Origin of the sequence: Mucilaginibacter sp. 21P, assembly GCF_019331605.1 — a bacterium.
In the GTDB taxonomy this organism is placed as follows: domain Bacteria; phylum Bacteroidota; class Bacteroidia; order Sphingobacteriales; family Sphingobacteriaceae; genus Mucilaginibacter; species Mucilaginibacter achroorhodeus.
On record NZ_CP063061.1, the window covers coordinates 468111 to 494095 of the forward strand.

At 43.4% G+C, this 25985-nt stretch carries 23 protein-coding genes, 2 tRNA genes and 3 rRNA genes; 8 read left to right on the forward strand and 20 right to left on the reverse strand.

Annotation, left to right across the window (positions count from 1 at the left end):
• Nucleotides 1-68: 68 nt before the first annotated feature.
• The 5 genes from rrf to INP83_RS01910 all read right to left on the reverse strand — a co-directional run bounded on the left by rrf (nucleotide 69) and on the right by INP83_RS01910 (nucleotide 5451).
• Nucleotides 69-180 (reverse strand): 5S ribosomal RNA (rrf, locus tag INP83_RS01890).
• A gap of 198 nt (nucleotides 181-378) precedes the next feature.
• Nucleotides 379-3258: ribosomal RNA gene (locus tag INP83_RS01895) — 23S ribosomal RNA — on the reverse strand.
• A gap of 276 nt (nucleotides 3259-3534) precedes the next feature.
• Nucleotides 3535-3611: transfer RNA gene (locus INP83_RS01900), tRNA-Ala, on the reverse strand.
• A 90-nt stretch (nucleotides 3612-3701) separates the two neighbouring features.
• Nucleotides 3702-3776 (reverse strand) — tRNA-Ile (locus INP83_RS01905).
• A 153-nt stretch (nucleotides 3777-3929) separates the two neighbouring features.
• A 16S ribosomal RNA gene (locus INP83_RS01910) occupies nucleotides 3930-5451 on the reverse strand.
• The 16S, 23S and 5S rRNA genes sit together here with 2 tRNA genes alongside, the layout of an rRNA operon.
• Before the next feature lie 889 nt (nucleotides 5452-6340).
• Between INP83_RS01910 and INP83_RS01915 the strand changes: the two genes are divergently transcribed.
• On the forward strand, nucleotides 6341-7714 hold the full coding sequence (locus INP83_RS01915) for an RsmB/NOP family class I SAM-dependent RNA methyltransferase (protein ID WP_219126094.1): 1374 nt from the start codon (nucleotides 6341-6343) through the stop codon (nucleotides 7712-7714).
• 26 nt (nucleotides 7715-7740) lie between these two features.
• Here INP83_RS01915 and INP83_RS01920 read toward each other — a convergent pair whose 3' ends face one another.
• From INP83_RS01920 to INP83_RS01975, 12 genes are all read right to left on the reverse strand, one after another.
• Entirely contained in the window at nucleotides 7741-8142 is a 402-nt protein-coding gene (locus INP83_RS01920; RefSeq protein ID WP_219126095.1) for a DUF4476 domain-containing protein, read from the reverse strand.
• A gap of 52 nt (nucleotides 8143-8194) precedes the next feature.
• Complete coding sequence (locus tag INP83_RS01925) at nucleotides 8195-8482, reverse strand: hypothetical protein (protein WP_219126096.1); 288 nt, start codon at nucleotides 8480-8482, stop codon at nucleotides 8195-8197.
• Between the two features lie 50 nt (nucleotides 8483-8532).
• Nucleotides 8533-9306, reverse strand: coding sequence for an HNH endonuclease (locus tag INP83_RS01930; RefSeq protein ID WP_219126097.1), 774 nt, complete (start codon nucleotides 9304-9306; stop codon nucleotides 8533-8535).
• A gap of 36 nt (nucleotides 9307-9342) precedes the next feature.
• Nucleotides 9343-9822: a nucleoside deaminase gene (locus INP83_RS01935; protein WP_219126098.1), complete on the reverse strand. Its 480-nt coding sequence runs from the start codon at nucleotides 9820-9822 to the stop codon at nucleotides 9343-9345.
• Nucleotides 9822-10217: an SdpI family protein gene (locus INP83_RS01940; protein ID WP_219126099.1), complete on the reverse strand. Its 396-nt coding sequence runs from the start codon at nucleotides 10215-10217 to the stop codon at nucleotides 9822-9824. The genes INP83_RS01935 and INP83_RS01940 overlap by 1 nt, the downstream gene beginning before the upstream one ends.
• The gene (locus INP83_RS01945; RefSeq protein ID WP_219126100.1) at nucleotides 10198-10533 is read right to left on the reverse strand and encodes a tRNA-binding protein; all 336 of its coding nucleotides are present in this window, start codon (nucleotides 10531-10533) and stop codon (nucleotides 10198-10200) included. Before INP83_RS01945 ends, INP83_RS01940 begins: the two co-directional genes overlap by 20 nt.
• 45 nt (nucleotides 10534-10578) lie before the next feature.
• Nucleotides 10579-11427, reverse strand: a complete 849-nt coding sequence (locus INP83_RS01950; protein ID WP_219126101.1) for a neutral zinc metallopeptidase — start codon at nucleotides 11425-11427, stop codon at nucleotides 10579-10581.
• A gap of 79 nt (nucleotides 11428-11506) precedes the next feature.
• Nucleotides 11507-12802 (reverse strand): M20/M25/M40 family metallo-hydrolase, encoded by a 1296-nt coding sequence (locus INP83_RS01955; protein ID WP_219126102.1) that lies wholly within the window; start codon nucleotides 12800-12802, stop codon nucleotides 11507-11509.
• Nucleotides 12803-14641 (reverse strand): M61 family metallopeptidase, encoded by a 1839-nt coding sequence (locus INP83_RS01960; protein ID WP_219126103.1) that lies wholly within the window; start codon nucleotides 14639-14641, stop codon nucleotides 12803-12805. It lies immediately after the preceding gene.
• A gap of 63 nt (nucleotides 14642-14704) precedes the next feature.
• A complete protein-coding gene (locus tag INP83_RS01965; RefSeq protein WP_146272971.1) occupies nucleotides 14705-15052 on the reverse strand; it encodes a DUF86 domain-containing protein in 348 nt (115 codons plus the stop codon).
• The gene (locus tag INP83_RS01970) at nucleotides 15042-15335 is read right to left on the reverse strand and encodes a nucleotidyltransferase family protein (protein WP_146272972.1); all 294 of its coding nucleotides are present in this window, start codon (nucleotides 15333-15335) and stop codon (nucleotides 15042-15044) included. The genes INP83_RS01965 and INP83_RS01970 overlap by 11 nt, the downstream gene beginning before the upstream one ends.
• 26 nt (nucleotides 15336-15361) lie before the next feature.
• The gene (locus INP83_RS01975; protein ID WP_219126104.1) at nucleotides 15362-16480 is read right to left on the reverse strand and encodes a DUF4407 domain-containing protein; all 1119 of its coding nucleotides are present in this window, start codon (nucleotides 16478-16480) and stop codon (nucleotides 15362-15364) included.
• A gap of 121 nt (nucleotides 16481-16601) precedes the next feature.
• Between INP83_RS01975 and INP83_RS01980 the strand changes: the two genes are divergently transcribed.
• Both INP83_RS01980 and INP83_RS01985 read left to right on the forward strand, forming a co-directional pair.
• Nucleotides 16602-16916 (forward strand): rhodanese-like domain-containing protein, encoded by a 315-nt coding sequence (locus INP83_RS01980; RefSeq protein WP_146272974.1) that lies wholly within the window; start codon nucleotides 16602-16604, stop codon nucleotides 16914-16916.
• Nucleotide 16917: 1 nt separating this feature from the next.
• Entirely contained in the window at nucleotides 16918-17112 is a 195-nt protein-coding gene (locus tag INP83_RS01985) for a DUF6358 family protein (protein WP_146272975.1), read from the forward strand.
• Nucleotides 17113-17147: 35 nt separating this feature from the next.
• Here the strand turns inward: INP83_RS01985 and INP83_RS01990 are convergent, their stop codons facing one another.
• Together INP83_RS01990 and INP83_RS01995 are read right to left on the reverse strand one after the other, a co-directional pair.
• Nucleotides 17148-18371: a glycoside hydrolase family 5 protein gene (locus tag INP83_RS01990; RefSeq protein ID WP_219126105.1), complete on the reverse strand. Its 1224-nt coding sequence runs from the start codon at nucleotides 18369-18371 to the stop codon at nucleotides 17148-17150.
• A 61-nt stretch (nucleotides 18372-18432) separates the two neighbouring features.
• Complete coding sequence (locus INP83_RS01995) at nucleotides 18433-20259, reverse strand: PAS domain-containing sensor histidine kinase (RefSeq protein ID WP_219126106.1); 1827 nt, start codon at nucleotides 20257-20259, stop codon at nucleotides 18433-18435.
• Nucleotides 20260-20466: 207 nt separating this feature from the next.
• On the opposite strand from INP83_RS01995, the gene INP83_RS02000 reads away from it, so the two are divergent.
• Nucleotides 20467-21339 carry an alpha/beta fold hydrolase gene (locus INP83_RS02000; RefSeq protein WP_219126107.1) on the forward strand — a complete coding sequence of 291 codons (873 nt, stop codon included), beginning with the start codon at nucleotides 20467-20469 and terminating at the stop codon, nucleotides 21337-21339.
• 10 nt (nucleotides 21340-21349) lie between these two features.
• Nucleotides 21350-21925 carry a pentapeptide repeat-containing protein gene (locus INP83_RS02005; protein WP_219126108.1) on the forward strand — a complete coding sequence of 192 codons (576 nt, stop codon included), beginning with the start codon at nucleotides 21350-21352 and terminating at the stop codon, nucleotides 21923-21925.
• A gap of 7 nt (nucleotides 21926-21932) precedes the next feature.
• Here INP83_RS02005 and INP83_RS02010 read toward each other — a convergent pair whose 3' ends face one another.
• Nucleotides 21933-22397, reverse strand: coding sequence for a DUF4920 domain-containing protein (locus INP83_RS02010; RefSeq protein WP_219126109.1), 465 nt, complete (start codon nucleotides 22395-22397; stop codon nucleotides 21933-21935).
• Between the two features lie 98 nt (nucleotides 22398-22495).
• Here INP83_RS02010 and INP83_RS02015 point away from each other — a divergent pair, with 98 nt between their 5' ends.
• The 3 genes from INP83_RS02015 to INP83_RS02025 all read left to right on the forward strand — a co-directional run bounded on the left by INP83_RS02015 (nucleotide 22496) and on the right by INP83_RS02025 (nucleotide 25979).
• Nucleotides 22496-23155, forward strand: coding sequence for a ribonuclease HII (locus INP83_RS02015; RefSeq protein ID WP_219126110.1), 660 nt, complete (start codon nucleotides 22496-22498; stop codon nucleotides 23153-23155).
• 52 nt (nucleotides 23156-23207) lie between these two features.
• Nucleotides 23208-24632 carry a thioredoxin-like domain-containing protein gene (locus tag INP83_RS02020; protein WP_219126111.1) on the forward strand — a complete coding sequence of 475 codons (1425 nt, stop codon included), beginning with the start codon at nucleotides 23208-23210 and terminating at the stop codon, nucleotides 24630-24632.
• A gap of 150 nt (nucleotides 24633-24782) precedes the next feature.
• Nucleotides 24783-25979, forward strand: coding sequence for a glycosyltransferase family 4 protein (locus tag INP83_RS02025; RefSeq protein WP_219126112.1), 1197 nt, complete (start codon nucleotides 24783-24785; stop codon nucleotides 25977-25979).
• The last annotated feature ends 6 nt before the right edge of the window (nucleotides 25980-25985 follow it).

Consider the following 25985-nt stretch of genomic DNA (forward strand, 5'->3'; position numbering starts at 1 on the left):
TCCAACAAGCAAAAATTGCCTAAACGCAAAAAAGCCTTCTCCTGTTTCCAGTGAAGGCTTCTAATAAAGGTTGGCACCGACCTACTCTCCCACATTTTACTGCAGTACCATCGGCTCTGGCGGGCTTAACTTCTCTGTTCGGAATGGGAAGAGGTGGACACCGCCGATATAGGCACCTGAAGATCCTTTGTTAGTATTTAGTAGTTAGTATCAGGTATCAAGACCTTTACCAACACTGCTAACAAGATTTTATATGTTTATGATTTTCGCATGCTTTGTATCTATATACTTGATACTATATACTCGCTACTATCATCAAACAATGACATATTATTGAAAGAAGTAATTTTTAGAGAAAACAACAGCAATTTCTTCTGTTAGAGAAAGCTTCGGATAATTAGTATTACTCGACTTTGATGTCACCACCTTTATATCTGTAACCTATCAACGTAGTAGTCTGCTACGATCCTATAAGGAAGTCTCATCTCGTGGCTAGTTTCGCACTTAGATGCTTTCAGCGCTTATCTATTCCCAACGTAGCTACTCTGCAGTACACCTGGCGGCATAACAGATTCACCAGAGGTTAGTCCAACCCGGTCCTCTCGTACTAAGGTCAGCCCCACTCAAACTTCCAACGCCCACAACAGATAGGGACCGAACTGTCTCGCGACGTTCTGAACCCAGCTCGCGTGCCACTTTAATGAGCGAACAGCTCAACCCTTGGGACCTTCTCCAGCCCCAGGATGTGACGAGCCGACATCGAGGTGCCAAACCTCCCCGTCGATATGAGCTCTTGGGGGAGATCAGCCTGTTATCCCCAGCGTACCTTTTATCCTTTGAGCGATGGCCCTTCCATGCAGAACCACCGGATCACTATATCCGTCTTTCGACCCAGCTCGACTTGTCTGTCTCACTGTCAAGCAAGCTTATGCTATTGCACTCCGCGTACGGTTACCAAGCGTACTGAGCTTACCTTTGAAAGCCTCCGTTACCTTTTTGGAGGCGACCACCCCAGTCAAACTACCCGCCAAACAATGTCCCCGACATGATCGGGTTAGACACCAAATACAGAAAGGGTGGTATTTCAACGTTGGCTAACCTACTCCTAGCGAAGCAGGATCACAGCCTCCCACCTATCCTACACATCCTGTATCCGATATCAATGTTAAGTTGTAGTGAAGGTGCATGGGGTCTTTCCGTCCCGTTGCGGGTAACCGGCGTCTTCACCGATACCACAATTTCACCGAGCTCATGGCTGAGACAGCGCCCAGATCGTTACACCATTCGTGCAGGTCGGAACTTACCCGACAAGGAATTTCGCTACCTTAGGACCGTTATAGTTACGGCCGCCGTTTACTGGGGCTTCGATTCAATGCTTCGCCTTGCGACTAACATCCCCTCTTAACCTTCCAGCACCGGGCAGGTGTCAGGCCTTATACGTCATCTTTCGATTTTGCAAAGCCATGTGTTTTTGTTAAACAGTCGCCTGGGCCTTTTCACTGCGGCTGACATTGCTGCCAGCGCCCCTTCTCCCGAAGTTACAGGGCCATTTTGCCGAGTTCCTTAGCCATGATTCACTCGAGCACCTTAGGATTCTCTCCTCGACTACCTGTGTCGGTTTACGGTACGGGTTTTTATAACCTGAAGCTTAGCGGGTTTTCTTGGAAGTCTGATTACCTGAACTATCCCGTCCCCCGAAGGTTCTGAGTACTATCAGCTTTCAGCAAGGTCTGCGTACTTAACTACAAACCCTATACCTACGGCCTTTAACGAACTATTCCGTCAGTTCGCGTCAGTTTCACTACTCCGTCACCGCATCGCAGTTATAAAAAGTACTGGAATATTAACCAGTTGTCCATCGGCTACGCCCTTCGGCTTCACCTTAGGCCCCGACTAACCCTGATCCGATTAGCGTTGATCAGGAAACCTTAGTCTTTCGGTGGGCGGGTTTCTCTCCCGCCTTATCGTTACTTATGCCTACATTTGCTTTTCTATAACCTCCACAGTCAGTTGTCCTTCCTGCTTCACCGGCATATAGAATGCTCCCCTACCAGATACATTACTGTAAATCCATAGCTTCGGTATAACGCTTAATGCCCGTTTATTATCCATGCCCGATCGCTCGACTAGTGAGCTGTTACGCACTCTTTAAATGAATGGCTGCTTCCAAGCCAACATCCTAGCTGTCTGTGCAATCGGACCTCGTTAGTTCAACTTAGCGTTAATTTGGGGACCTTAGCTGATGGTCTGGGTTCTTTCCCTCTCGGCCATGGACCTTAGCACCCATAGCCTCACTGCAGTGTATATTAAATAGCATTCGGAGTTTGTCTGGATTTGGTAGGATTTGACTCCCCCGCACCCAATCAGTAGCTCTACCTCTATCTAACTTTACCACCACGCTGTTCCTAAAAACATTTCGGGGAGTACGAGCTATTTCCCAGTTTGATTAGCCTTTCACCCCTACCCACAGATCATCCGGAAACTTTTCAACGTTTATCGGTTCGGTCCTCCAGTACCTGTTACGGCACCTTCAACCTGTCCATGGGTAGATCACAAGGTTTCGCGTCTACCCCCTCTGACTATACGCCCTATTCAGACTCGCTTTCGCTTCGGCTGCGTGGCTTAACCACTTAACCTTGCCAGAGAGGAGTAACTCGTAGGCTCATTATGCAAAAGGCACGCCGTCACGGAACAAGTCCGCTCCGACCGCTTGTAAGTACACGGTTTCAGGTTCTATTTCACTCCCCTGTTCGGGGTTCTTTTCACCTTTCCCTCACGGTACTGGTTCACTATCGGTCTCTCAGGAGTATTTAGCCTTACCGGATGGTGCCGGCAAATTCCCACAAGGCGTCTCCAACCTCGCGGTACTCAGGATACCACTATCTTACTATTACTTACCCGTACGCAGCTATCATGCTCTATGGCAGGGTTTCCCACCCCTTTCCGGTTCATTTTAGTAGTCATATTGTGGTCCTATAACCCCGGCTATGCCGTAACATAGCCGGTTTGGGCTTCTTCCATTTCGCTCGCCACTACTCTGGAAATCACTGTTGTTTTCTCTTCCTCTGCTTACTTAGATGTTTCAGTTCAGCAGGTTTGCGCATTTATGCAACTATTCTTCAAATAGTTAGGTTTCCCCATTCGGAAATCACCGGATCAATTCATATTTGCTGATCCCCGGTGCTTATCGCAGCTTATCACGTCCTTCATCGCCTCTGAGAGCCAAGGCATCCCCCGTGTACCCTTTCTTACTTTCTTCTAATATCATTGCTGCTTTTGCTCAGCACGATACGATTTTATTATTTCGAGTCGCTTTTCTTGAGTAAAGATCTTTTGATTAAGGACAAAGGACCAAAGTCTTTTATCTTTTATCTTTTTTTCTTTCATCTCTGAAAAGACGTCCCTACTGTTGTCTTCTCTTCAATTTACTTCTTCCAATATGTCAAAGAACGTTTTGCTTTAGTATCAAGCCGCTAGTATCAGGTATCAAGACTAATCTTGCTACTATATACTTGCTACTTGTTACACTTAGCATGGTGGAGAATAACGGATTCGAACCGTTGACCCCCTGCGTGCAAGGCAGGTGCTCTAGCCAGCTGAGCTAATCCCCCTTTCAGATGTTTTTAGTATCAAGTCGTTAGTATTTAGTATCAAGACGTTTTCTTGCTACTTTATACCTGCTACTTGCTACCTTCACCTCGTAGTCCCGAGCAGATTTGAACTGCTGACCCCTACATTATCAGTGTAGTGCTCTAACCAAGCTGAGCTACAGGACTGTGTGTTGTGTACAATCTTGCCACTTTTAATGGTTTTACCACCACTGATGGCTTCATCTTCCGGGTTTGTGTTTCATTATAATAAGAAAAGATAATGCAGGTAACAGCAGTGCTGTTATGTTTAACAAAGTAGTTAGCGGGATAATGCTCCAGAAAGGAGGTATTCCAGCCACACCTTCCGGTACGGCTACCTTGTTACGACTTAGCCCCAGTTACCGACTTTACCCTAGGCGGCTCCTTGCGGTTACCGACTTCAGGTACTTCCAGCTTCCATGGCTTGACGGGCGGTGTGTACAAGGCCCGGGAACGTATTCACCGCGTCATTGCTGATACGCGATTACTAGCGAATCCAACTTCACGGGGTCGAGTTGCAGACCCCGATCCGAACTGTGAATGGCTTTAAGAGATTGGCATCCTGTTGCCAGGTAGCAGCCCTCTGTACCATCCATTGTAGCACGTGTGTAGCCCCGGACGTAAGGGCCATGATGACTTGACGTCGTCCCCTCCTTCCTCTCTATTTGCATAGGCAGTCTGTTTAGAGTCCCCATCATTACATGCTGGCAACTAAACATAGGGGTTGCGCTCGTTGCGGGACTTAACCCAACACCTCACGGCACGAGCTGACGACAGCCATGCAGCACCTAGTTTCGTGTCCCGAAGGACTGAGACGTCTCTGTCTCATTCACTAACTTTCAAGCCCGGGTAAGGTTCCTCGCGTATCATCGAATTAAACCACATGCTCCTCCGCTTGTGCGGGCCCCCGTCAATTCCTTTGAGTTTCACCCTTGCGGGCGTACTCCCCAGGTGGAACACTTAACGCTTTCGCTTAGACGCTGACCGTATATCGCCAACATCGAGTGTTCATCGTTTAGGGCGTGGACTACCAGGGTATCTAATCCTGTTTGATCCCCACGCTTTCGTGCCTCAGTGTCAATGACACCATAGTAAGCTGCCTTCGCAATTGGTGTTCTGTGACATATCTATGCATTTCACCGCTACTTGTCACATTCCGCCTACCTCTAGTGTATTCAAGCCCATCAGTATCAAAGGCACTGCGATAGTTGAGCTACCGTCTTTCACCCCTGACTTAATAGGCCACCTACGCACCCTTTAAACCCAATAAATCCGGATAACGCTTGGATCCTCCGTATTACCGCGGCTGCTGGCACGGAGTTAGCCGATCCTTATTCTTACCGTACATTCAGCTTCGTATACATACAAAGGTTTATTCCGGTACAAAAGCAGTTTACAACCCGTAGGGCCGTCTTCCTGCACGCGGCATGGCTGGTTCAGGCTTGCGCCCATTGACCAATATTCCTTACTGCTGCCTCCCGTAGGAGTCTGGTCCGTGTCTCAGTACCAGTGTGGGGGGTCATCCTCTCAGATCCCCTAAACATCGTAGCCTTGGTAAGCCGTTACCTTACCAACTAGCTAATGTTCCGCATGCCCATCTTAATCCTATAAATATTTGATCATTCTATGATGCCATAAATTGATTTTATGCGGTGTTAATCTCTCTTTCGAGAGGCTATCCCCCTGATTAAGGTAGGTTACATACGTGTTACGCACCCGTGCGCCACTCTCATGAAAAGCAAGCTTCTCAATCCCGTCCGACTTGCATGTATTAGGCCTGCCGCTAGCGTTCATCCTGAGCCAGGATCAAACTCTCCATTGTAAAATGTGTTGTTTGTATCCAGACCCTATTAACTCAATCAATAGAAATCTGTAAAAATATTATTCTCTTACATTATCCCTATCTACTTTCATCTCAGCTTCCGAAACCTTGGGTTCGTTCTTCCGCTGTTACGCTGCATTCTTTATCTTTTCTATTACCTTTAAGAACTTATCGCTTCACCTCACGGATCCGCTTTCTATATTTTCAGCCGTTGCGGCCTCAACATTTCAATCTTTTATTCTTAGAAAACCCTTGTGGCTTTCTCCTTTCTTTGTTTTTCTTCGTTTCCGAAGCGGCTGCAAAGGTACAACCTTTTTTCTCTTTCGCAAATATTATTTTAAAATAATTTTTGCTCCTTTTTCAATCCTACTCGAGGTCTTTTCCCTCTTTCGCGGGCTGCAAAGATGCGAACTTTTTACCATTCGCGTCAAGTACTATTTTCAACTTTTTTTAAAGCTTATCTTATACCCCCTCTTTACATCCATTACCCTCAAAAAACAACCGCCATCACTCTCGTTCTTGCGGGCTGCAAAGGTAGCAAATTAAGTTTATCTGTCAAGTGAAATAATCACTTTATTTAAAATCTTTTTATTTGCCTTAGTCTTCAAAAAACAACCGTCCTTCGTTTTGGACGGGATACAAATGTACGCCGAAATAGTTCTTGCCTCCAAAGAAAATTTCAAATAATTTCAATCGTGGCATAACTATTTAAAATACAATAAGTAACAAGCCTGCTTAACGGTTTATTTATACCATATTTACCGTAAAAGCACATTCACGGTTGATCAAAAATCGTCTCAAAAATGCGTGAAAGCGACTTTTTTATTGTTCGGCATGAAATAAACAGACCATAAAGCCCTTCAAATTTTCTGTACTTTTGATCATATATATGGCAAATCACACTTTCCCGGATGGGTTTTTAGATAATCTGACATCAGAACCGGGCTTCGATAAAGAGAATTTCATCAATGCACACGCATCAGAAAGCTCACCAACATCCATCCGGCTTAATCCTTTCAAAGCATCAAACATAAAAACAGATACACGAGTGCCATGGTGTGCTGAGGGTTTTTATCTGAATGAGCGACCTTCTTTCACGTTCGACCCATTGTTTCATGCAGGTGTATACTATGTTCAGGAAGCATCGTCAATGTTCATCAGCCATATATTATATAGTATAAGGAATAGCGATACCGACCCGCTGCGTGTTTTAGACCTTTGCGCAGCGCCGGGTGGCAAAAGCACCTTACTTAATTCGGCCCTGCAAAATACCGATCTATTGGTTGCGAACGAGATCATCAAAACGCGTGTCCCCATATTAATGGATAACCTTAACCGCTGGGGAACATCAAATACCATTGTCACCAACAACGATCCACGCGACTTTGCCGCACTGAAGGATTTTTTTGATGTTGTGCTGGTTGATGCGCCATGTTCGGGATCGGGCATGTTTCGTAAAGACCCTGATGCTATGAACGAGTGGAGCGAAGCCAACGTTAAACTTTGCCATCAGCGCCAGGAGCGGATATTGGCTGATATTTACCCGGCACTTGCTGAAGATGGTTACCTTATATATAGTACCTGCTCTTACTCGCACCAGGAAAACGAGGATATTTTGGATTGGCTGTGCAGTACTTTTGATATGGAAAGCATAAGGATACCTTTACAAGATGATTGGGGTGTGGTTGAAAGTCAGTCGGCCGGGGCTAAGGCCTGGGGTTACCGTTTTTACCCAGGAAAAGTAAAAGGCGAAGGTTTGTTTGCGGCTTGCCTGCGCAAGCGCAAGAACAGCGGACAAAGCAATTATAAAAGCAACGCGCAACAAAAACTGTCTGCTAAAGAGCTGGATATTGTGAAAACGTATGTTCATAACGCCGACGATTTTTACTTTTTTAAGGTAAATGATGACTGGCTGGCCATAAACCGCGAGCATAAGGAAAGCCTGAACGCATTGCACAGGCACCTGTACATTAAAAAATCGGGCGTGCGTATTGGCAAACTTGCCGGCAATGATCTGATACCCGACCATGAACTGGCCCTGAGCAATATTATTAATAAAGATGCGGTATTAGTTACCGACCTAACCAAAGACCAGGCGATACAATATCTGCGCCGCGACAACATTGATATTAACCCGACAGGCAAAGGCTGGAGCCTGATGAGTTATGAAGGTCTCGCGCTGGGATGGGCCAAATTACTACCTAATCGTGTAAATAATTATTATCCGAAGGAGATAAGGATTTTCTCCCAGAAACCGGAGTAAGGATTAAAGAAAAAAGACACTCTTTACTATTTATTCTTCTTGTAGAAATCCTCCAAAGCATCCTTGTACTCCTCACGCGAAAAAATATCGCAGATACGCAGGAATGATTTGTAGTTGGTAGTATAGGGAAAGGCAAACTTTGCAGCCTCAATCTTTGAATCGTCCGTATTGAACTGGTTAAGCAGCGTAAGCAGTTGATCGATGGTGATACCTTTATCTTTAACACCGGCCTTAAGTACATTCACTTTATCCGCATCTGTACTTTGCTGCTGCATCTCGCGTAGAATAGCCTTAGCTTCTGATGCCTCCATGGCTTTTTCAGGATGTTTTGTTTTCTGGATGAACGAAGCTGGAGCGGGTTTAATAGTAGATGCGTTTAAGGTTGCAGCGGCTAAAGCTAAAAGGATAAGGGTGGATAGTTTTTTCATGCGGGGTGATTAAATGGTTGAAGATAGCAAGAAGTTGCAAAACTGACAATACTCATAACTTATTGAGAAATGAAGAAATATCATTTTCGCCGATTTCCGTCGTGATAGCTACCGATTCAAACTCATGCCATGATGGGTCTTGTATGGATATTTGTTGGTCTAACAAAGTAGGTAAGCCCCATTGCTCAGCGTAGAACCAAGTATCGTCGATTAGCTTCGTTCTTATTTCTTTATCAATGTATGATAAGCTTAAGGATAGCGTATTGCTGAAAATTACATATCCAAAGATTTTATAGTTTCCACTATCTCGATAAAGATAATTGAATCTGACGTTTTGCACTTAGCCAAAATAAGCTTTGTCCAATATCATGTCAATCGGATATAAGTGAATTACGAACGAAAGCGCTCGTTATGGACTTTCAAGAATTCAACATCAGGAAAAAATTTCTTTGGTTCGATGAGGTCTCTACCATCATAAGCTTCGAAATTAGATTGAATACCCGGAATGCTTTTATCTTTAAGTAATAAAGGAGATATCTTGATTTTTAAATCTGTTGTTATAGTAACTAATCCTCGTTCGAAAGCTTTATCGTGAAGCGCATTTAATGCTAAGCCGTTCCTTGGGTTAAGGCGATTACCAGCATCTTTGCTCCATGGCAAGATATGGCTGGCTATCAGTAGCTCGGGTTGATTAATACCAGTTATACAACAACAATCATCGAAATTACTTAAAACCATTCTTCTAAAGGCTGTTTGATCTAAGCGCATTAACACTTTCCTTGTTGCTTCACGTCCAAACATATCTTTAGGTTCATCAAGATCTAAAGGGTTTAAGCTTTCAAGCGATGTATGCTTTTTTTGAGCAAGCAGTTTTTCGCTTTCTATGAATTGCTCATCCCAATTATCCATATACTCCCGCCAAATTTGCTTATCCAACTTGCTTGTATTCTCTAATCCCTTTATACCACGAGCCTGTAAGGTCGGATCGAAACTGGCGAAGTTACCAAGTTTGCGGGCAACTGCACTTGGCGTTCGACCCATAATTGCGGCTAATTCTTGAACGTCTTTATTGCTGGCGTGCATTTGCCCAAACCGTATTTTGCTGTACAGATTTATAGCAAGAATTAATTGCTCACGAGTCCAAAGAGATTGACCGGCTTTCATGCCGTTAAGTTAGCTTATTTAAAGAAAACATCCTCCTTACTTCCCCCTCTTCCCCTTAAAAAAGTCTTTGATCAACTGGGAGCATTCGTTTTCGTGAATGCCGGAGGTGATAAGGGTTTTGGGGTGGGTAATGCTTTGATTAAGTCGGCCGAAGCCCATGCGGGTGTCGTAGGCGCCAAATACAATGCGCCCGATCTGGAACCAATAACTGGCTCCGGCGCACATTACGCAAGGCTCAAGTGTTACATAAAGTGTACATTCGGGCAGGTATTTGCCGCCCATATAGTTGGCGGCAGCGGTTAGGGCCTGCATTTCAGCATGGGCAGATACATCATTAAGGCGCTCGGTGAGATTATGGCCACGCCCGATGATCTTGCCTTTGCATACCACAACTGCGCCGATAGGTATCTCATCCTCGGCCAATGCCTGGCGGGCTTCTTTAAGGGCCTCGTTCATAAAAAACTCATCGGGAGATATGGCAGGCTGTTCGTCGTCGCCAAAATTGAAGTATCGCATTACGCTTTTGTATCTGTTGTTTTTTCTAAATGTCGTTCGGTAGAAGTTAATAATATCACAACCGAGCCCATGGCACCGGCTACTATTAAACCTGTTTTGATGAGCATCTGCGCATCTAAACCCATCGGAATTAATGAAATCAGTGGCGTTAATATCAATCCCACAACGAGCAGGAAAAATCCCAACTTTAACATTAGCTTGGTTGAGTACCTGTTACCTTCGTCCCAGTTCTGCTGGTTCTTCATGGATAGCGGTGTGCGGTAGCCATACAAGCTATTGATTTTTTTAGGAGGAAATTGCTTTTGAATTAAAGCCGCTAAAATAAAAATAGCGCCTACCAATTGCGGACCTATCAACCAGTTGACTAATGCTGTATCAGATAAGTCTGCTGCCATTGGGTACAGGTTTATCTACCGCAGCCAGCACAATATCGCCATTTTCATCAGCAAGGCCGGTCGCCAAAAACTCCGACATAAAGTTAGCGATCTGTTTTTTAGGAAAGTTGACCACGCCGAGTATCTGCCTACCAATCAACTCGTCCTTAGTATAATGTTTGGTTATCTGCGCACTGCTTTGCTTAATGCCCAACTCGCCGAAATCAACTTTTACTTTGTAAGCGGGCTTGCGTGCTTCGGGGAAGTCTGCAACTTCCAGTATCGTACCAACGCGCAGTTCTACTTTCTCAAAATCGTTCCAGTTGATTATGTCCATGTAAGCAAAGGTAAAACCTTGCGCTTAATTTCAAACCTTTAAACGTTATTGCAAATCGGCAGCAGCAAAGGTATTGCCTTGTTTAGGGTCGCCGGTCTCGAAGCCTTTCTTAAACCAATACATCCGCTGGGCACTGGTACCATGGGTAAAGCTATCCGGATGTACCTCACCCTGAAATTCCTTTTGTAAACGGTCGTCGCCGATCTGGTGTGCGGCATTAAGAGCCTCTTCTATGTCGCCTGGGTCAAGCACGTTCTTTACGTTCTTTTCATAATATGCCCATACACCTGCGTAAAAATCGGCCTGTAGCTCAAGCTTTACAGAAAGTTTGTTGTATTCTTCTTTGCTTAAGCGCTGCCTTGCTTCATCCATTTTTTGCGATACACCTAACAGGTACTGCACATGATGACCAACCTCATGCGCTATTACGTAAGCCTGGGCAAAATCACCGGCAGCACCAAACTTATCTGACAATTCTTTGAAAAAAGAAAGATCAAGGTAAACCTTCTGGTCGCCCGGGCAATAGAACGGCCCGACCTCGGCACCTGCAGTACCACATGCGGTGCTCACGGCTTCCTGGTAAAAATGCAATACGGGTTCCTGGTAGGTACGACCATTCTGCTGAAAAAGCTTGTTCCAAACATCTTCTGTATCTGCAAATACCACCTTGGCAAATTTTTTCTCTTTGGTGTCGGCAACAACTTCTTTGTTGTTACCCTGCTGGCCGCTTTGCTGATTTACGCCGTTAAGCACAGCAGATGGATCGATACCTGTAAAGTAATATATTGCTGCGGCAATAATGCCTATTACACCACCGCCAAGGGCAAAGCCCCTGCCGCCGCTTGCACTGCCATCTTCGGTGTTACTGCTTTCGCGCCTGCCAAACCATTGCATAGTTTATCTTTTTTGTTTGCTGATAAACGCCGAAGCCCAAACGTTTGTTTGGGCTTCGGTGACAGTATGTTATCGCTGCTTAGTTTTCGAGCTTAGGGATACGCGTTGGCGTATCTTTACCCGATACGATACTGCGCGAGCTTAACGCAATTGCACGTATGGTTGCCGTGATGTTAGCCGCATCAAGTGAACTAAATTCATCTTTTACAGTATGATACAATTTATCCGTTGGGATCTGATCTGTTGAGATGGTATGCGCAGGCACACCTACTGCTGCAAGTGAAGCATTGTCGCTACGGTAGAACAGGTTCTGCTCAGGATATGGATCGGGATAGAACTTAAATGCCGTACCCTCAAGGTTACGCTGCAGGATAGGGCCAAAATCAGACCTCTCAAAACCGGTAATGAAAGCAGAATTCTCACCAAATTTAGATGCTTTGCCTATCATTTCGATATTGAACAAAGCAATCACCTGATCCGGATTAACCTTGGTGGCAAAATATCTTGATCCGAAACCACCGATCTCCTCTGCGGTAAAAGCTACAAAGATGAGCGTACGCTGATTGTTATTAAGCTTTTTGTAGTATTTGGCCAGTTCAATTACGGCTGTTGTGCCAGATGCATCATCATCAGCGCCATTGGCAATGCTATCCCCTTGCATAGGTTTGATTATACCCAGGTGATCATAATGGCCGCCAAAAACCACATATTCGTTAGGTTTGGTTTTGCCCGGTATTACACCCACGATATTGCTCAGAGATAATTTTTCTTCACTTACCTCACAGCTTGCGTCAAAAGATTTGGGCTCGCTCGCGCCTAAAACGTAAACTATCTGCTGTGATGACGTACCATCACTTATCATGCCTTTAACAGCCCTGTCTCGCACCCTTTTAAAAACATCTGCCAGCGATGCGTCAAATATGATCAAAAGCTTTTTGCCGCTACGCATTGCAGTACCCAGCTGCTTCCTAAAGTTAGCTTCATCAGTAAGTTTAGTAACCTTTACAGTGGTATCACTTTTCCAGTTAAATGCCATGTTGGTGTTCACCGCTACCTTTTCATCAGGGATAGCTACACCATCAAATATCACTTTTGGATTTACCGGCTTAATGCGTGTTTGATAAAAAGTTTGCCTATAGCCCTGGTTACCTTCCATAGGCTTTAAACCTGCAGCTTTAAATTCACCCTCAATAAAATTGGCAGCCTTTTCAATACCCGGCGTAAATGTACCGCGGCCCTGCATGTCATCGGCGCTAAGCGTTTTTATAACACGCTCAACATCGGTTTGTACGATCATCTTATTAACGTCCTGGCAAAAGCCGGCAACGGGGGCTACAAGCAAAGCTGCCGCAGCTATAAATAGTTTACTCTTCATTTATTTCACTTTTGATGATAACCATGCCGCACGAAAATCTTTCTGCTGCTGGCTAAGTTCTTTACCTGCTTTTTCAAATGTTATTACCTGGTAGGCAGGGCTTTCTTCTAAAACAACGTTAGCTTCATGGTCGCCAAGGCGGTTATGGTAATTGATCACTACTTTATCTCCCGGCTTTTTATCCTTAACCGCCTCTGCCAGTGCCGATGTTTCTTTAGCCTCTTTGCCATCTATCTTCATGATAACATCGTCGCCATCTAACCCGGCTTTGTATAACGGAGAGTTAGATGCCGTTGAGCCAATAATTAACAAACCACCATTTGCCGGCCTTGCAGATACGCGGCCCATCCAGCCTTTGCCCGGCATAGCCTTTTGCATTATAAAGCCCGCTTTAGCTAACAGTTCTGTGTAATCATTCTTTTTAACGCCGTATATGTAATCGTCAAAAAATGATTTGGCAAACTTGGCATTAGTTAGTTTGGCTAAGGTATTCTGCAGATCAGGAATAGTGTACGGCTTGCCGGTTTTGCCGTAAGCTAACCAAACCTGGCGCATGTAATCATCAAGTGTGAGCTTAAACTCGCTGCGCAAACGCAGATCGAGTGCAAGGGCAGTTGCACCGCCATACACGTAATAGCTGGTGAACATATTAGTGTAATTGGTAGCATCAACAGCCACGCCCGCATCAACAAACACCGCATCGCGGCTCATTTGCGTTGGCGGATATTTAGCAGGAGCCGGATTAGCCAATACTGAATTGATGAGCCCAGCCATGGTAAAAGTATAGTCGTCTACAGAGTTGAAACCCGCCCTTACCAATAACATTTCGCCGTAGTATTGCGTAAAGCCTTCGGCAAACCAAAGCTCGCTGCTCATGTTGGCATGCTCAAAATTAAATGGCTCTAATGATTTTGGGCGAATACGCTCAACATTCCAGCTATGGAAAAACTCGTGTGAGAAAGTGCCTAACAGATCACCTTCGTTACCGGCAATTTTTGGAGCCCTGTCAACAATGCATGTTGAGTTACGGTGCTCCATACCATCGCCAAAGTTATTTGGATGCACATCATCCAAAAAGGTATAGCTGCCGTAATCATAATCGGGCTGCTCGCCAAAAACGGCCTTTTCTTCGAGTACCACCTTTTGTACCATCTTGGTAAAATTATCAACGGTTGCCTGGTCATCATCAGAGTGAACCGCAACAGCCATTTTCTGCTTTTTGCCGTTGGTGTTAACCACGTCCCATGTACTCACTTTTACGTTGGCCAGTTCTGTAGGGCTATCCATCATGTATTGCAGATCAGGGGCGCTATATACATTGTCACCTTCGTGTTTTAACTGCGTAGCAACCTTCCAGCCATATTTATCCAGGTCGTTAAATTCAAATTTAACAGGGCGCTTGTCCATCCCCAATACCCACATAAATGCGGCAGGCATATTAAGGTGAGCATGACTGGCATCAATACCCACATACGTTCCATCAGCGTGGTTACCAAATAAGGTATAGCTTACCTTCACTGCATCTGGGTGTTCTGCAATCTCATAAACATCACCCTCTATCTGTGTAATGATTAACGGCTTGCCGCTAACATCAGTAGCTTTAACGTTATAGATATTCTTACCAAATTCATGCGTTGCGTAACGGCCCGGTGATGAGCGGCTCATTCTTACTTTGAGCTTGCCAGCAGGTGCATCAGGAATGGTCATGGTAACTTCTGCCTCGTGGTGGATGGCATTGGGGAACGACATGCTGTAAAAGATAGGCTTGGTATTGCCTGATTGTGCAAACGCGCCAAAACTGCACAACGCCGCCGCCGTTAGGGTAATTATTTTCTTCATGTGAGGTCGGTAATAAGGCGATGAAGTTAGCATATTATCAGCTAACTTTTCATATCATTATTATTACGAAAGGCTATTTAAAACATCATTTATTTTCTGCTTAAGCTCGGGCAGGTCTTGTATGATCACTTGCCATATTAAATGAAAATCAACCCCGAAATACTCATGTACAAGAATGTGGCGCATACCAGTTATCTGTCGCCACTCTATATCTGAAAAAAGAGCCTTTGTTTCAGCTGAAATATAGTTTGCGGCCTCACCAATTATCTCTATCTGTTTTATACAAGCGAAACGCATCATTGAATTTTGAAGGAATAATTGCAGATCGATATTTGCGGTATAACTATCTATTTCGGTGATAGCATCGATAATATGCAATAATCTTTGACGATCTCCAATTTTACCTCTCATAGATGAGTTGCTTTTCTTTATCGATAAAAGGCATGATATGGGATGATACGCCATTAGATGATACGAGATCGATATTTTTCTTAAGAATAGACTTCAAATCTTCCTGCATTTGAAAGAAGCCCAATCCTATGTGATGCGAATAATCCAGATCGACTAATATATCTATGTCGCTATTTTCATCCGCCTCATTACGGGAATACGACCCGAACAGATAAGCCTTTACAACAGGTTTATCAGCAAAATACTTTTTAACGGTATTTATATCGCCAGGCGTTAACTGCATAATCAAATATAACAATTATTAATCTATCAATCGTAGCTATGCCTGCTTAGGTCAAATTCCGATTGGTTGCTAATGATCTGCTTTCGCCGGCCAATATCTACGTCCAGGTTGTGGTCGTAAGTTTTATCAGTAACATTAATATCACGTTCCTTATCACGTTCAGCGGCGTGGATATTTGCTTCAGCAATCTTAGCTATAGCCGTATCATAAGGCCCTTTGGGCGACATCAACTTTACAAACACGGGCAAACACTCGAACAAGATGAAAAGGTAGCCGATGAAAGACATCGCCATATAAGTATCCAGATCGCGAGAGCCGTCAACATTATAAGACAATTGTCCCAACGCCCAGTTACGGTCTGCAAAGCCGGCCACGTTTGCCAGGCTATCCAACTGTTTATCGGTAAACAATCGCGTTGACGTAACACCCTCAAAATCCTTGCGCCTACTCAGGTAATCCTCGTTTTGGCCCAGGTTGTCAGTAACAGATTTCAAGCGGTCCTGCTTTTCTTTAAGTACCTCTTCCTTTCGCTTGGCATAAGTGCCATACCCCATTATGCCTGAGGTTTGATTGGTTTTGTCACCAAACACCTCCTGGTTAAGTTCGTAACGTGAGCGGTTGATGTCGCGCTCCAGAGAATCTTTCTCCTTTTTAAGATCTTTCTCTTTACCAAGCTCCTGGGCATATTTTTGGTTGTAAGTACGTTGCAGGCTATCAATTTTTGTATGTTGTCCTTTCAAATAGGCTGTTTTCAGCTTTTCGCGGATTTCTTTGTCAAATATCTTTAGCTCTAAGGGGCGAGAGATCACCAAACCTATCATGATCGCTAAAAGTATACGCGGGGTAGCCTGTAAAATTTGTTGATTGGTACTACCCTCTTTATTGATGCTTGATACGATGTATCGGTCCATATTAAAGATGGCAGTGCCCCAAAGCACCCCGAACAATATGGCAAAGCCTACGGCGAAGGCACTTCCACTAAAAACAAAGTACATAGCGTACCCGCCGGATAGCGCAGCAAAAACTGCCGTGAAGAATATGGTAGCACCAATGCCAACATACTTATTATGTTCTATAGAGTATTTCCTCAGCGTGTCCACGTGTGCACCTGAACAGAACCAAAAAAACCTGGTTATTTTTTTCATTAAACTATAAGGGTAAAATAATGCGTTTACATTAAAACGCGCTTAGGTAGTGATTGTTACAAAACGCTTATAATTATTTGGTACAGAAAATCCTACCTTTGAAGCCATAATTCTATTTAAAATGAAAGAGATAACCGCACAAGAACTAAAGGAGAAATTAGATAAGGGTGAAGATTTTCAACTGATTGACGTACGCGAAGATTTTGAGTACGAAACCTCAAATATTGGTGGCCAACTGATACCCCTTGGCGGCATTTTAATTGAGACCGACAAAATATCGCATGATAAACCGGTTGTGGTAATGTGCCGCAGCGGTAAACGCAGCGCTGCAGCTATCATGCAATTAGAGCAACAGGGTTACACCAACCTTTACAACCTGCAAGGCGGCATTTTAGCCTGGAAAGCAGAGATAGACCCAGAACTTAACGTGTACTAATATGCGCTCCAAGTTATTCTTAAACATCTTTTACAACATTGTTATATTTGTTTGCGCGGCTGGTGCCTACACTTCGCTTCAAAACAGCAGGTGGATCTGGTTGACAAGCTTCCTGATGTTAGGCGCGTTGTTCATCATAGCCAAAATAAAGTTGATAAAAGAAGTAAGAGCATTACAAAACAATCAGAAGAAATAAAAAAGGAAGGGCCTCAAATTGAGGCCCTTCCTTTTTTATTTGGCCGGCACTTTTAAGCCCAGCGCTTGTATGTAACCTTTCTGGGGGATGCAGTTAGTAAACTTGCTGCTTTCTAAGAATGCCCAAAGCACTTTCCTGATCTTTTCCCTGTCTGCAGGTGCAGCTTTGCGGATCTCCTCAAAACTGCCGCGTGGCTTCTCAGTATATTCTATTATCTCGTCGTAACCCTCGGGTGCCTTAAAGCTCATAAAGCCTTTCTCATTATCGGCCTTTTTGTATGGCCAGTAATGCCAGCCAATGTTGTTCTTTTCGCAAAGTAACCTGAAATCATGAACCCATTGATCAGTGTTTTCGCCGGTTTCGCCAACGTAAATAGGCACATTATACTTATCCCTATAGTCGATATATTCTTGTATCACTTCCTCTTTCACATCCGTCCAGTATTTGTGGAAGGTGTAAACGCTTTTGCTATCGAATGGACGCCCGAACACTTTAAAATTGCTGTCCCATTGTGCACCACCAATAAAAACAATGTGGTTCTTATTTACAGAACGTACTGCTGCTGTTATCTGCTTATAAGTTGGCTCCAGATGCGGGTTTATCTTCGCCACATCAAAGTAGTGTGCGATAGGCTCATTTAGCAAGTCGTAACCCATAATGGTGGTTTCGTTCTTGTAATGATTCGCTATTTTTCGCCATATATCCGCAGTCAACTTTCTGCTTGCAGGGCTGGTAAACAAGAAGGGATAACCGTTTCCATCGTCTATATTGTCGCCGGTTTGGCCACCAGGTGCACAGTGCATATCCAGTATCACATAAAGGTTAGCCTTTTTGCACCAGCCTACAACGCGGTCTAACAGCTCAAAACCCCGGTTTGGGTTGTTTTGGCCCATATAATCTTCGTAGGTGAACAGCTTATAGTTGAATGGGATGCGTATTGAGTTGATGCCGGAAGCTTTTAGAAACTGGATATCTGCTTCAGTGATGTAAGTATCCTGGAACGCTTTCCAGAAAAGTTTCATTTCTTCGGGACCAACCAATTCCGTCAAAGCTTCATTGATAAGTCTTTGAGAATTTACCTTTTTAAACTTGAACATGTAACCCTCCGGCACCAGCCAGTTACCCAGGTTGGTTCCGCGGATCAAAAATGGCTTACCGTCAGGGCCAATGATGTTTTTCCCTTTTGTACCGATAAATTTTTGTGCCCCGGCGCTAAAGCAAACCGCGGCAAATAACAGCGTGATCAATAACTTTTTCATAAGTGGTAAGCATAAGCCGAGGGTAAGCGGCTATTAATTGGTTAAGCCAATATTACAAAATTTAGTTTGATATGTTAGCTGCTGCCAACACCTCTGCAAGCCATTTTTCAGCGTCTTCGGTGCGCTCAAATGTTCGTATATTGATGTCGACGACCTGTAAGTTTGCAATAGTAAAATCCGTTGAGAGGCGACTAAAGGTACTTGTTGAGTATACCCAGGCAACATGCGTTACCCCACTATCCCGCAACATCGGGAAAAAGGTGGTTGACACCCACTCTACCGCATCGTTCCAGGTGCCGGCGACGCCGGTATTGTCGTTCAGCAAAAGTCTGGCTTTGTTGTTAGTCAATTTGGATATGATGCGCAAACACCCTGTCTTAGCCGTGTGCGTGGTATGGAAACCCTGCCAGTTGGCTACTACAATTTGTCTGTTATGCAGATCACTTATTTCTAAGCCTGGTGCTTCGTAGTGAGTAAAATCTGTAGTTCCTGCTTGTTTAAACACGGCAATGTTTGACATTGGCAAACGCATACTGAAAGTTGAACCAACACCCGGCTGGCTTTCAACCCACACATCGCCATTGTGACGATGGGCTACGCTTAAAACTTTAGACAGCCCGCTACCTAATTCACCAGCCATCTTTTTGTTATTAAAGCTGATGAAGATGCGGTTTAGCAAATGCTTATCCATACCAAAATCCTTGACAGATAAAATGGCGTTATGCTGCACAATATCAAGGCAAACCTCCACGATTTCGGCATCCGGAGAAAATTTTACGGCATTATCAATAAGCCTGTGCAGTGCGGTAGCTATGCTATTTTTATTGCCGTAAAGCAAAACCTCGGCGTTGTGTTTAATCACTATCTGATGACTGGCATGAAATGCAGAGGCCTCAATAACCACTTCTTCTAAAAGCTTGTCTAAAGAAAAATTTTGTATCTCGTAATGGATACTTGTGGATATCTCATCGTTTACCTTATTATTGATGCGCCTAATAACGGCATCCAGTTCGCGGCTGCATTCTAATATTTGGGCAGCAACAGTCTTATACTCTTTGCCTTTGATAAGGTTTTGATTGATAAGACTGCTAAGGCCGAGCAAGCTGGCAACCGGTTTACGTATGTAATGCGAATTTAGATAAGATATCTCCTTTAGCTGTTCTATCTTGTCCAGCAACTGCTCCTCGTACAGCTTGGTCTCAGTAATATCCCTAAAGTGTATCACCAGTTCATCCTCTATAAAGTAAATGATGATAGCGAACCATTTTTGCAGCGGCCAGAAGTATGATTCAAACTCCGTGTTCTCGCGCTTTGTAATAGCTTCCTGGTATTTTACATAAAAGTTGGTATCAATTGCCTCGGGGAACACCTCCCACAAATTTTTACCGATCAGATATTTGCGGTTGTAACCTATCATTTCCTCGGCGGCCCGGTTCCAATAAGTGATGATCGATTGATTATTTACCTGGAAAAAACCTATGCTCGTTGTTTCAAGCATACGGTTAAGTTTGCTTTGGGTAATTTCCAGCTGCCCGGCCATCTTCTTTTTCTCTTCAATGTTTTGGGTTACCACCAACCGCGCCTCTTTGCCTTCAAAGTCTATCGGGTACGACATCACCTCCACGTGAAAAACATGGCCTGCTTTATTTTTATGCCTAAACTCTCGCAGGTAAGTTTTACACGTACGGATCTCTGACACCAGAAGCTTAACCTTTTCCACGTCCTCTGCCGGGCGAAGGTCTGATATGGTTTTTGCCAGAAACTCCTGCTTGCTGTAACCGTAAGCTTCTACCGCCGCGTTGTTCACCTCCAGTATCTCCAGGGTTATGATATCAAAAACCCACATAGGGTTATGCGACTGATAAAAGAGAATGTCAAAATTTTGCATCTGATGTGATCGGGGAAATAATTATGGCTTACTTCGATTTACAGGGAACGGGGATCGGGATAAAATTTTTAGGTACCGGAAACGCTAAAATATAAATATAAGATTAACCATCTACAATTATCTGCCAATAATTTACTGGTCTGCATGGCTAAAAGGCGCTACGCTTACTCGTCACTTTTAGGTGGGATTTATTTAGCTTTACCCGCCATGAAAAGATTTAAGCAGATTGTAGCAGACCTCAAGGCTGATATAGCCGATCCGGAACTCGAAGATCTGACTCCGTTGCTTTGGCAATTTATATGCTACCCGCCCAAGATACCGCTCAGATTACATCAGCAGCAACTTCTTGATAAGGCACAAACATTCGTTGTAACTATTGATGACCCTTACTTTACCAACATAACGCTAAATATCAATGGGTTTAAATGGGGCAGCGGTAAAAACAAAATACTACTAAGCCATGGCTGGGGATCAAAAGCGGCCGACTTTACTGAACTCATCAATGCATTGCTTGAATTGCCAAACACGGAAATAATAGCTTTTGACGCGCCGGCAAATGGTAGCTCTGATGGCGACCTATCTAATTTACTGCTTTTTGTTGGGGCGGTTAAATCAGTAATAATGAAAACCGGCAAACCGGATGTTGTGATAGGTCATTCATTTGGTGCTATGGCTAATGTTGTTGGGTTGCACGAACTTGCCATACAACCAAAATTATTGGTAAGCATTGCGCCGTTTATTTTGTTACAGGAGAACTTTATCAAAAACATGACTGCTGTTGGTGTGCCCGCCGCTGCCCAACAAGCTTTTCTTGATGATTTTAAGAAACAGTATGGCATTTATCCTTCATACTATAACATGCCCGATCTTTACGGGTTCGATGCATCGCTAAACCATTGGCTGGCTTATGACGATGCTGATATGATGTTGCCAAACACCTATTTGCAAAATTTTCTAAGTGCCCATCCGTCTATCCGCACCAAAAATTTTAGCGGAGCAGGCCACGAACGGATAATAAAGCTGTCAGCGGTGATCGAAGACGTTACGGTGGAGATCAAAGCCGCCCTCAATATCTCTTAAAAATCTGAATATGATTAATAAACTGGTTTACGAAGACGAGGTATTTGAAAAGCTTAACCTTGCAGGTAATAGTTATAACCGCATTGAGTTTCAAAGTTGCACGTTTAAAAATTGCGATCTGGGTGACGCAAATTTGATGCGCTGTCGTTTTCTGGATTGCCGGTTTGAAGATTGCAATCTATCGATGGCCAAGCTGGAAGGTGCAACGCTAAATGATGTATCATTTAAAGGCTGTAAGCTAATGGGAGTTAATTTCAGCAAATGCGATGACTTTTTATTTAGCGTTGCCTTTGAAAATTGCACGCTGGATTATGCCTCATTTGCCGGAAAGAAGATGATCAAAACCTCGTTCAATAAGTCATCTGTTAAAGAAGTAAGTTTCACCGACGCTACTCTTACAGGTTCTGTTTTCGGCGATTGCGATCTCGAAAATGCCGTTTTCAGCAAAACTGATCTGTCGTCTGTAAACTTTTCAACTGCTTATAATTTTATTATCGACCCGGAGCTGAACACCCTGAAAAAAGCGGTTTTTGCCATTACAGGATTAGAGAACCTGCTAACAAGGCACGGGATAAGAGTAATTTAAGCGCTGCTTATTTATCAACCATCAAACCCTGCACCTCAAAAGTTAATCTTTCTTTAGGATTAACCTTTACCTCGTGTTGCTTTTTACCTACTGCGGTATCGCCGGCAAGATGCTGCGAGTCGTCTGCTATTAGCTGGCGTTGGGCTACACCTTCAATAATAACTGTGCGGCCAGCAATTGCTTTAGGCAGCGTAACGTCATAATTTGCAAAGTGCGCCTCAATGATGCGGCTGTTGCCCGCGTCCATGTTAAACCAGCCGCCCTTCTCTTTGGTCACTTTAATTATCTTGCCTTCAATGGCTGTTGTTTGTCTTATTTTACCACCCATCAGGGTCTCCAACTTGTTGGCCGGCACAGGCGCTATATCTTTTGGTTTTGTACCAAACACCATCCCATGTGGCAGCGCATTACGCTTTTGCGCAAATACCTGTACGCTGCAAATCATCAATAACAACAAGGCAAGCTTTTTCATCGTTTAATTAACACCGGCGCAGCCTATTGGTTTAAACTCTTTTATTTTTTAACCCATACTTGCAGGCCAGCTAATGGTTTTTGATATTTGTATAATACATGAAAAAGGTACAGCAGACGAAGGTAAAGATTGTGCAGGAGCGCAGAACGTTATTAGCCAGATACCAGTACGAATTGTTAGAGGCCGGCTGTGACGAAGCCGGCAGGGGTTGCCTTGCAGGGCCGGTGTTTGCGGCAGCTGTTATCCTGCCTCACAACTTTGACCACCACCTGCTTAACGACTCCAAACAACTTACAGAGGAAGTACGCTATCAGCTTCGTTTAGAGATTGAAGAAAAAGCCATTGCTCATGCCGTTGCCTGGTGCGATAACCACGAGATAGACCAGATCAATATCCTTAATGCATCGTTCCTGGCTATGCACCGTGCCGTTGAAAAACTACATCTCAAACCTGAGTTTCTTATCATCGATGGCAACCGGTTCAATAAATATTCCGACTTACCCCACCAATGTATTGTAGAAGGCGATGCCAAATATTTCAGCATAGCCGCAGCTTCTATTTTAGCCAAAACCTACCGGGATGATTACATGAAGCAGATAGCGGAAGAACATCCCGAGTATAACTGGCACTCTAATAAAGGCTACCCAACCATTAGTCACCGCAAAATGGTTTTAGAAATGGGGCACACGCCATATCATCGTAAAAGTTTTAAGGTAACCAATCCGCAATTATCGTTTTTTGATGAAACGCTTATTTAAAGATCATGACAATTACTTCAATATAACTAACCGGCAACCTAAAATCTTAATCATGACAAAACCCCTTAAACCTTTACTTTTTAGTATAACTCTTTTATTGTTATATATATTAATTCCAACGATCTGTTTAGCTCAGGCTAAAAATCCTGGCAGCACCGCTGACAGTTCAACAAGATCTTCCATCACAATAATTCTACCACCCAAACAAACCCTTGAGCTGGTTTCAAATTACGTGGATTTGATATCTTTTAAAAATGATGACGATTTGGTTAAAAAAGTCACGATTCGGTTCTCTTTTAACAAAGTGAAAGAACTGAGGACAGGTTATTGGAAACTATCTCAAACGGTATTGCTGTTTCCCAATAGCCATCCCGAGTTTATGGTGGTCAATTATAAACTAATTGCAAATAACACTGCAGCAAAACAAGCTATCCTTCCGGATGATATTGGTCACACCGGCCGTATATATTCTTTGCTTATGGATCAAAAATACAGCAAATTGGACACTGCAGCGAGTGCTGCTTTTTTAAAAGACCGGGAAAAGGAATTGAATGAGGATAGCATAAAAATAAAACAGATGGTAAACAGTGGGGAATGGACGGCAAACACCGGAACATCTTGGCAGTTACTGCGCGAAATCACCGATATACCGGTAATTTTTAATGCTGTCAAAAACACTTGGTTAAATAAACACCGAAAAGACATATATGAGCATTATTATGCTAAATTGAGCGAAATAAGCAAAATTTCGGGCCCAAGTGCAACATTAGCAACTTCGAGTTTAGCATTATATTGGGAAGAAATTAATAGAAACAATCCATCTTTAAGCTGGGTGGACTTTTATCTTCAGAACCAAGCCTTGATCGGCAAAGAAATTATCGACCAGCAGTTTCGCAATGCAGTAAAAAATATAACCAGCAGTTATAAAATGACCCGACTATATAAAAGTGATTTACAAAAAATAATGCTGTATGCAAAAGCTAATGACTCTTCGCTTTATAATTTGATCACCAGGAGAAAAGATGAAATTATCCCAAATCTGCAAAATGTGTTATTACAGGACAAAACAGGCCATTTTCAAAACCTGGCATCAATTTTTAATAAGACCAACAAAAAATACATTTTTATAGATTTTTGGGCCAGCTGGTGTGCGCCTTGCAGGGAAGCATTACCTGATATAAAAAAACTAAAGCCCGAACTTTATAATAATGATATTGCAATAATATCAATTAGTGTCGATCAGCAGGTGGGCCCATGGCAAACAGCTATGGCACAAGAAGGCTTAAAGCAGGATGTTTTCCAGTACAGGCTTGTAAACAGCGCAACTAAGCCTCATGCTTTGACTAATTTTTTTGACCTATCACGTGTTCCCCGTTATGCTGTTGTCGCAAAAGATGGTAAAGTGCTTATCCGCGAAACAGATTATTCCCCACGCGACAAGGAATTCAGAAACGAAATAATCAGTTCAACCAAATAATTCTTACCAAAGCAATAATTTAGGTAAATAGCTTTGTAAAGTTCTCTCCCTCAATTTAACAAAAGTTTTAAGCGATACTGTAGCAATGGTTTGCTTGAAATTTATGTAAGGTTTAATAACTTTACAGCATACCAGCTGACCTTTTATATTTTGAGGATACTTATTTTAACCCATCGCGCACCGTTTCCGCAAAACGGCGGATACCCCATTGTGGTAGGTAATACCATAAAAGGGCTGGTGGGCCTTGGTCACCAGGTTACCTTGTTATCACTCAACGTAAAAAAACATTCAACCCAATACGAACGCGATATACTGCTGGATCAGATCACTTACACCGAGTATGATATTGATACCCGCGTTACTATGGTTGAGGCAGTGAGCAACCTATTCACCAAAAACTCATATAATATTGAAAAGTATTACAACGCAGGTTTTGAGCGGCTGCTGATCAAAAACCTGGTAGATCACCAGTACGACATTATTCAATTAGAAGGAATTTTTGTTGCCCCCTATCTAAGCGCTATCCGCAAAAATTCTAAGGCAAAGGTCATATTCCGGGCGCATAATATCGAGCATCAGGTTTGGGAGAAATTGGCCCAGCAGAAGAGTGACCCGTTTAAAAAATGGTATTTGCACTTGCTGGCTAAAAGAATAAAAAACTACGAACTAAGCCTGCTTAACTCTTTTGATGGCATAGTTGCCTTTACCGGGCAGGACAAACAATCTTTAATCTCATTTGGTGCACGTACGCCAATTACAGTATTGCCCATTGGTGTTGATCTGTCGCTTTACCAACCCGACTTTAACAAAACAGATTTCTCGAGTGTCTTCTTCCTGGGTTCTTTAGACTGGCTGCCTAATCGCGAGGGTGTTGAGTGGTTTATGGATAATTTTCACAAAGAGATAACAGATGGTGACCTGAAGTGCAAACTCTACGTAGCCGGCCATAATATCCCGGAGGATTATGATGACTACGAAGTGTTAGGCAAAGTATTTATACACGGCGAAGTTGATGATGCGCTTGAGTTTGTAAACAGCAAGGCTATTATGATAGTTCCACTGTTATCTGGTGGTGGTATGCGAGTAAAAATTATTGAGGGGATGGCCATGCAGAAATGCATCATCTCCACATCATTGGGTGCCGAGGGAATAAACATTGAACACGGAACTAATATCATTATTGCTAATAACACTGATGAATTTCATGAAGCGCTAAAGAAATGCCTATTAGATGAGCACAACTGCCGCCGTATTGGCGAAAACGCGCGTAAACTAACGGAAGAACAACACGATGTAAATTTGATAACACCTAAACTTATTGAATTTTACGAATCTGCTTTGAAATAGCCCGCC

Excerpts from the sequence above, each read along its gene's own strand:
- INP83_RS01915 (WP_219126094.1), top strand. The coding sequence starts at position 6,341 with ATGGCAAATCACACTTTCCCGGATGGGTTTTTAGATAATCTGACATCA.
- INP83_RS01920 (WP_219126095.1), bottom strand. The coding sequence starts at position 8,142 with ATGAAAAAACTATCCACCCTTATCCTTTTAGCTTTAGCCGCTGCAACC.
- INP83_RS01930 (WP_219126097.1), bottom strand. The coding sequence starts at position 9,306 with ATGAAAGCCGGTCAATCTCTTTGGACTCGTGAGCAATTAATTCTTGCT.
- INP83_RS01935 (WP_219126098.1), bottom strand. The coding sequence starts at position 9,822 with ATGCGATACTTCAATTTTGGCGACGACGAACAGCCTGCCATATCTCCC.
- INP83_RS01940 (WP_219126099.1), bottom strand. The coding sequence starts at position 10,217 with ATGGCAGCAGACTTATCTGATACAGCATTAGTCAACTGGTTGATAGGT.
- INP83_RS01945 (WP_219126100.1), bottom strand. The coding sequence starts at position 10,533 with ATGGACATAATCAACTGGAACGATTTTGAGAAAGTAGAACTGCGCGTT.
- INP83_RS01950 (WP_219126101.1), bottom strand. The coding sequence starts at position 11,427 with ATGCAATGGTTTGGCAGGCGCGAAAGCAGTAACACCGAAGATGGCAGT.
- INP83_RS01955 (WP_219126102.1), bottom strand. The coding sequence starts at position 12,802 with ATGAAGAGTAAACTATTTATAGCTGCGGCAGCTTTGCTTGTAGCCCCC.
- INP83_RS01960 (WP_219126103.1), bottom strand. The coding sequence starts at position 14,641 with ATGAAGAAAATAATTACCCTAACGGCGGCGGCGTTGTGCAGTTTTGGC.
- INP83_RS01965 (WP_146272971.1), bottom strand. The coding sequence starts at position 15,052 with ATGAGAGGTAAAATTGGAGATCGTCAAAGATTATTGCATATTATCGAT.
- INP83_RS01970 (WP_146272972.1), bottom strand. The coding sequence starts at position 15,335 with ATGCAGTTAACGCCTGGCGATATAAATACCGTTAAAAAGTATTTTGCT.
- INP83_RS01975 (WP_219126104.1), bottom strand. The coding sequence starts at position 16,480 with ATGAAAAAAATAACCAGGTTTTTTTGGTTCTGTTCAGGTGCACACGTG.
- INP83_RS01980 (WP_146272974.1), top strand. The coding sequence starts at position 16,602 with ATGAAAGAGATAACCGCACAAGAACTAAAGGAGAAATTAGATAAGGGT.
- INP83_RS01985 (WP_146272975.1), top strand. The coding sequence starts at position 16,918 with ATGCGCTCCAAGTTATTCTTAAACATCTTTTACAACATTGTTATATTT.
- INP83_RS01990 (WP_219126105.1), bottom strand. The coding sequence starts at position 18,371 with ATGAAAAAGTTATTGATCACGCTGTTATTTGCCGCGGTTTGCTTTAGC.
- INP83_RS01995 (WP_219126106.1), bottom strand. The coding sequence starts at position 20,259 with ATGCAAAATTTTGACATTCTCTTTTATCAGTCGCATAACCCTATGTGG.
- INP83_RS02000 (WP_219126107.1), top strand. The coding sequence starts at position 20,467 with ATGAAAAGATTTAAGCAGATTGTAGCAGACCTCAAGGCTGATATAGCC.
- INP83_RS02005 (WP_219126108.1), top strand. The coding sequence starts at position 21,350 with ATGATTAATAAACTGGTTTACGAAGACGAGGTATTTGAAAAGCTTAAC.
- INP83_RS02010 (WP_219126109.1), bottom strand. The coding sequence starts at position 22,397 with ATGAAAAAGCTTGCCTTGTTGTTATTGATGATTTGCAGCGTACAGGTA.
- INP83_RS02015 (WP_219126110.1), top strand. The coding sequence starts at position 22,496 with ATGAAAAAGGTACAGCAGACGAAGGTAAAGATTGTGCAGGAGCGCAGA.
- INP83_RS02020 (WP_219126111.1), top strand. The coding sequence starts at position 23,208 with ATGACAAAACCCCTTAAACCTTTACTTTTTAGTATAACTCTTTTATTG.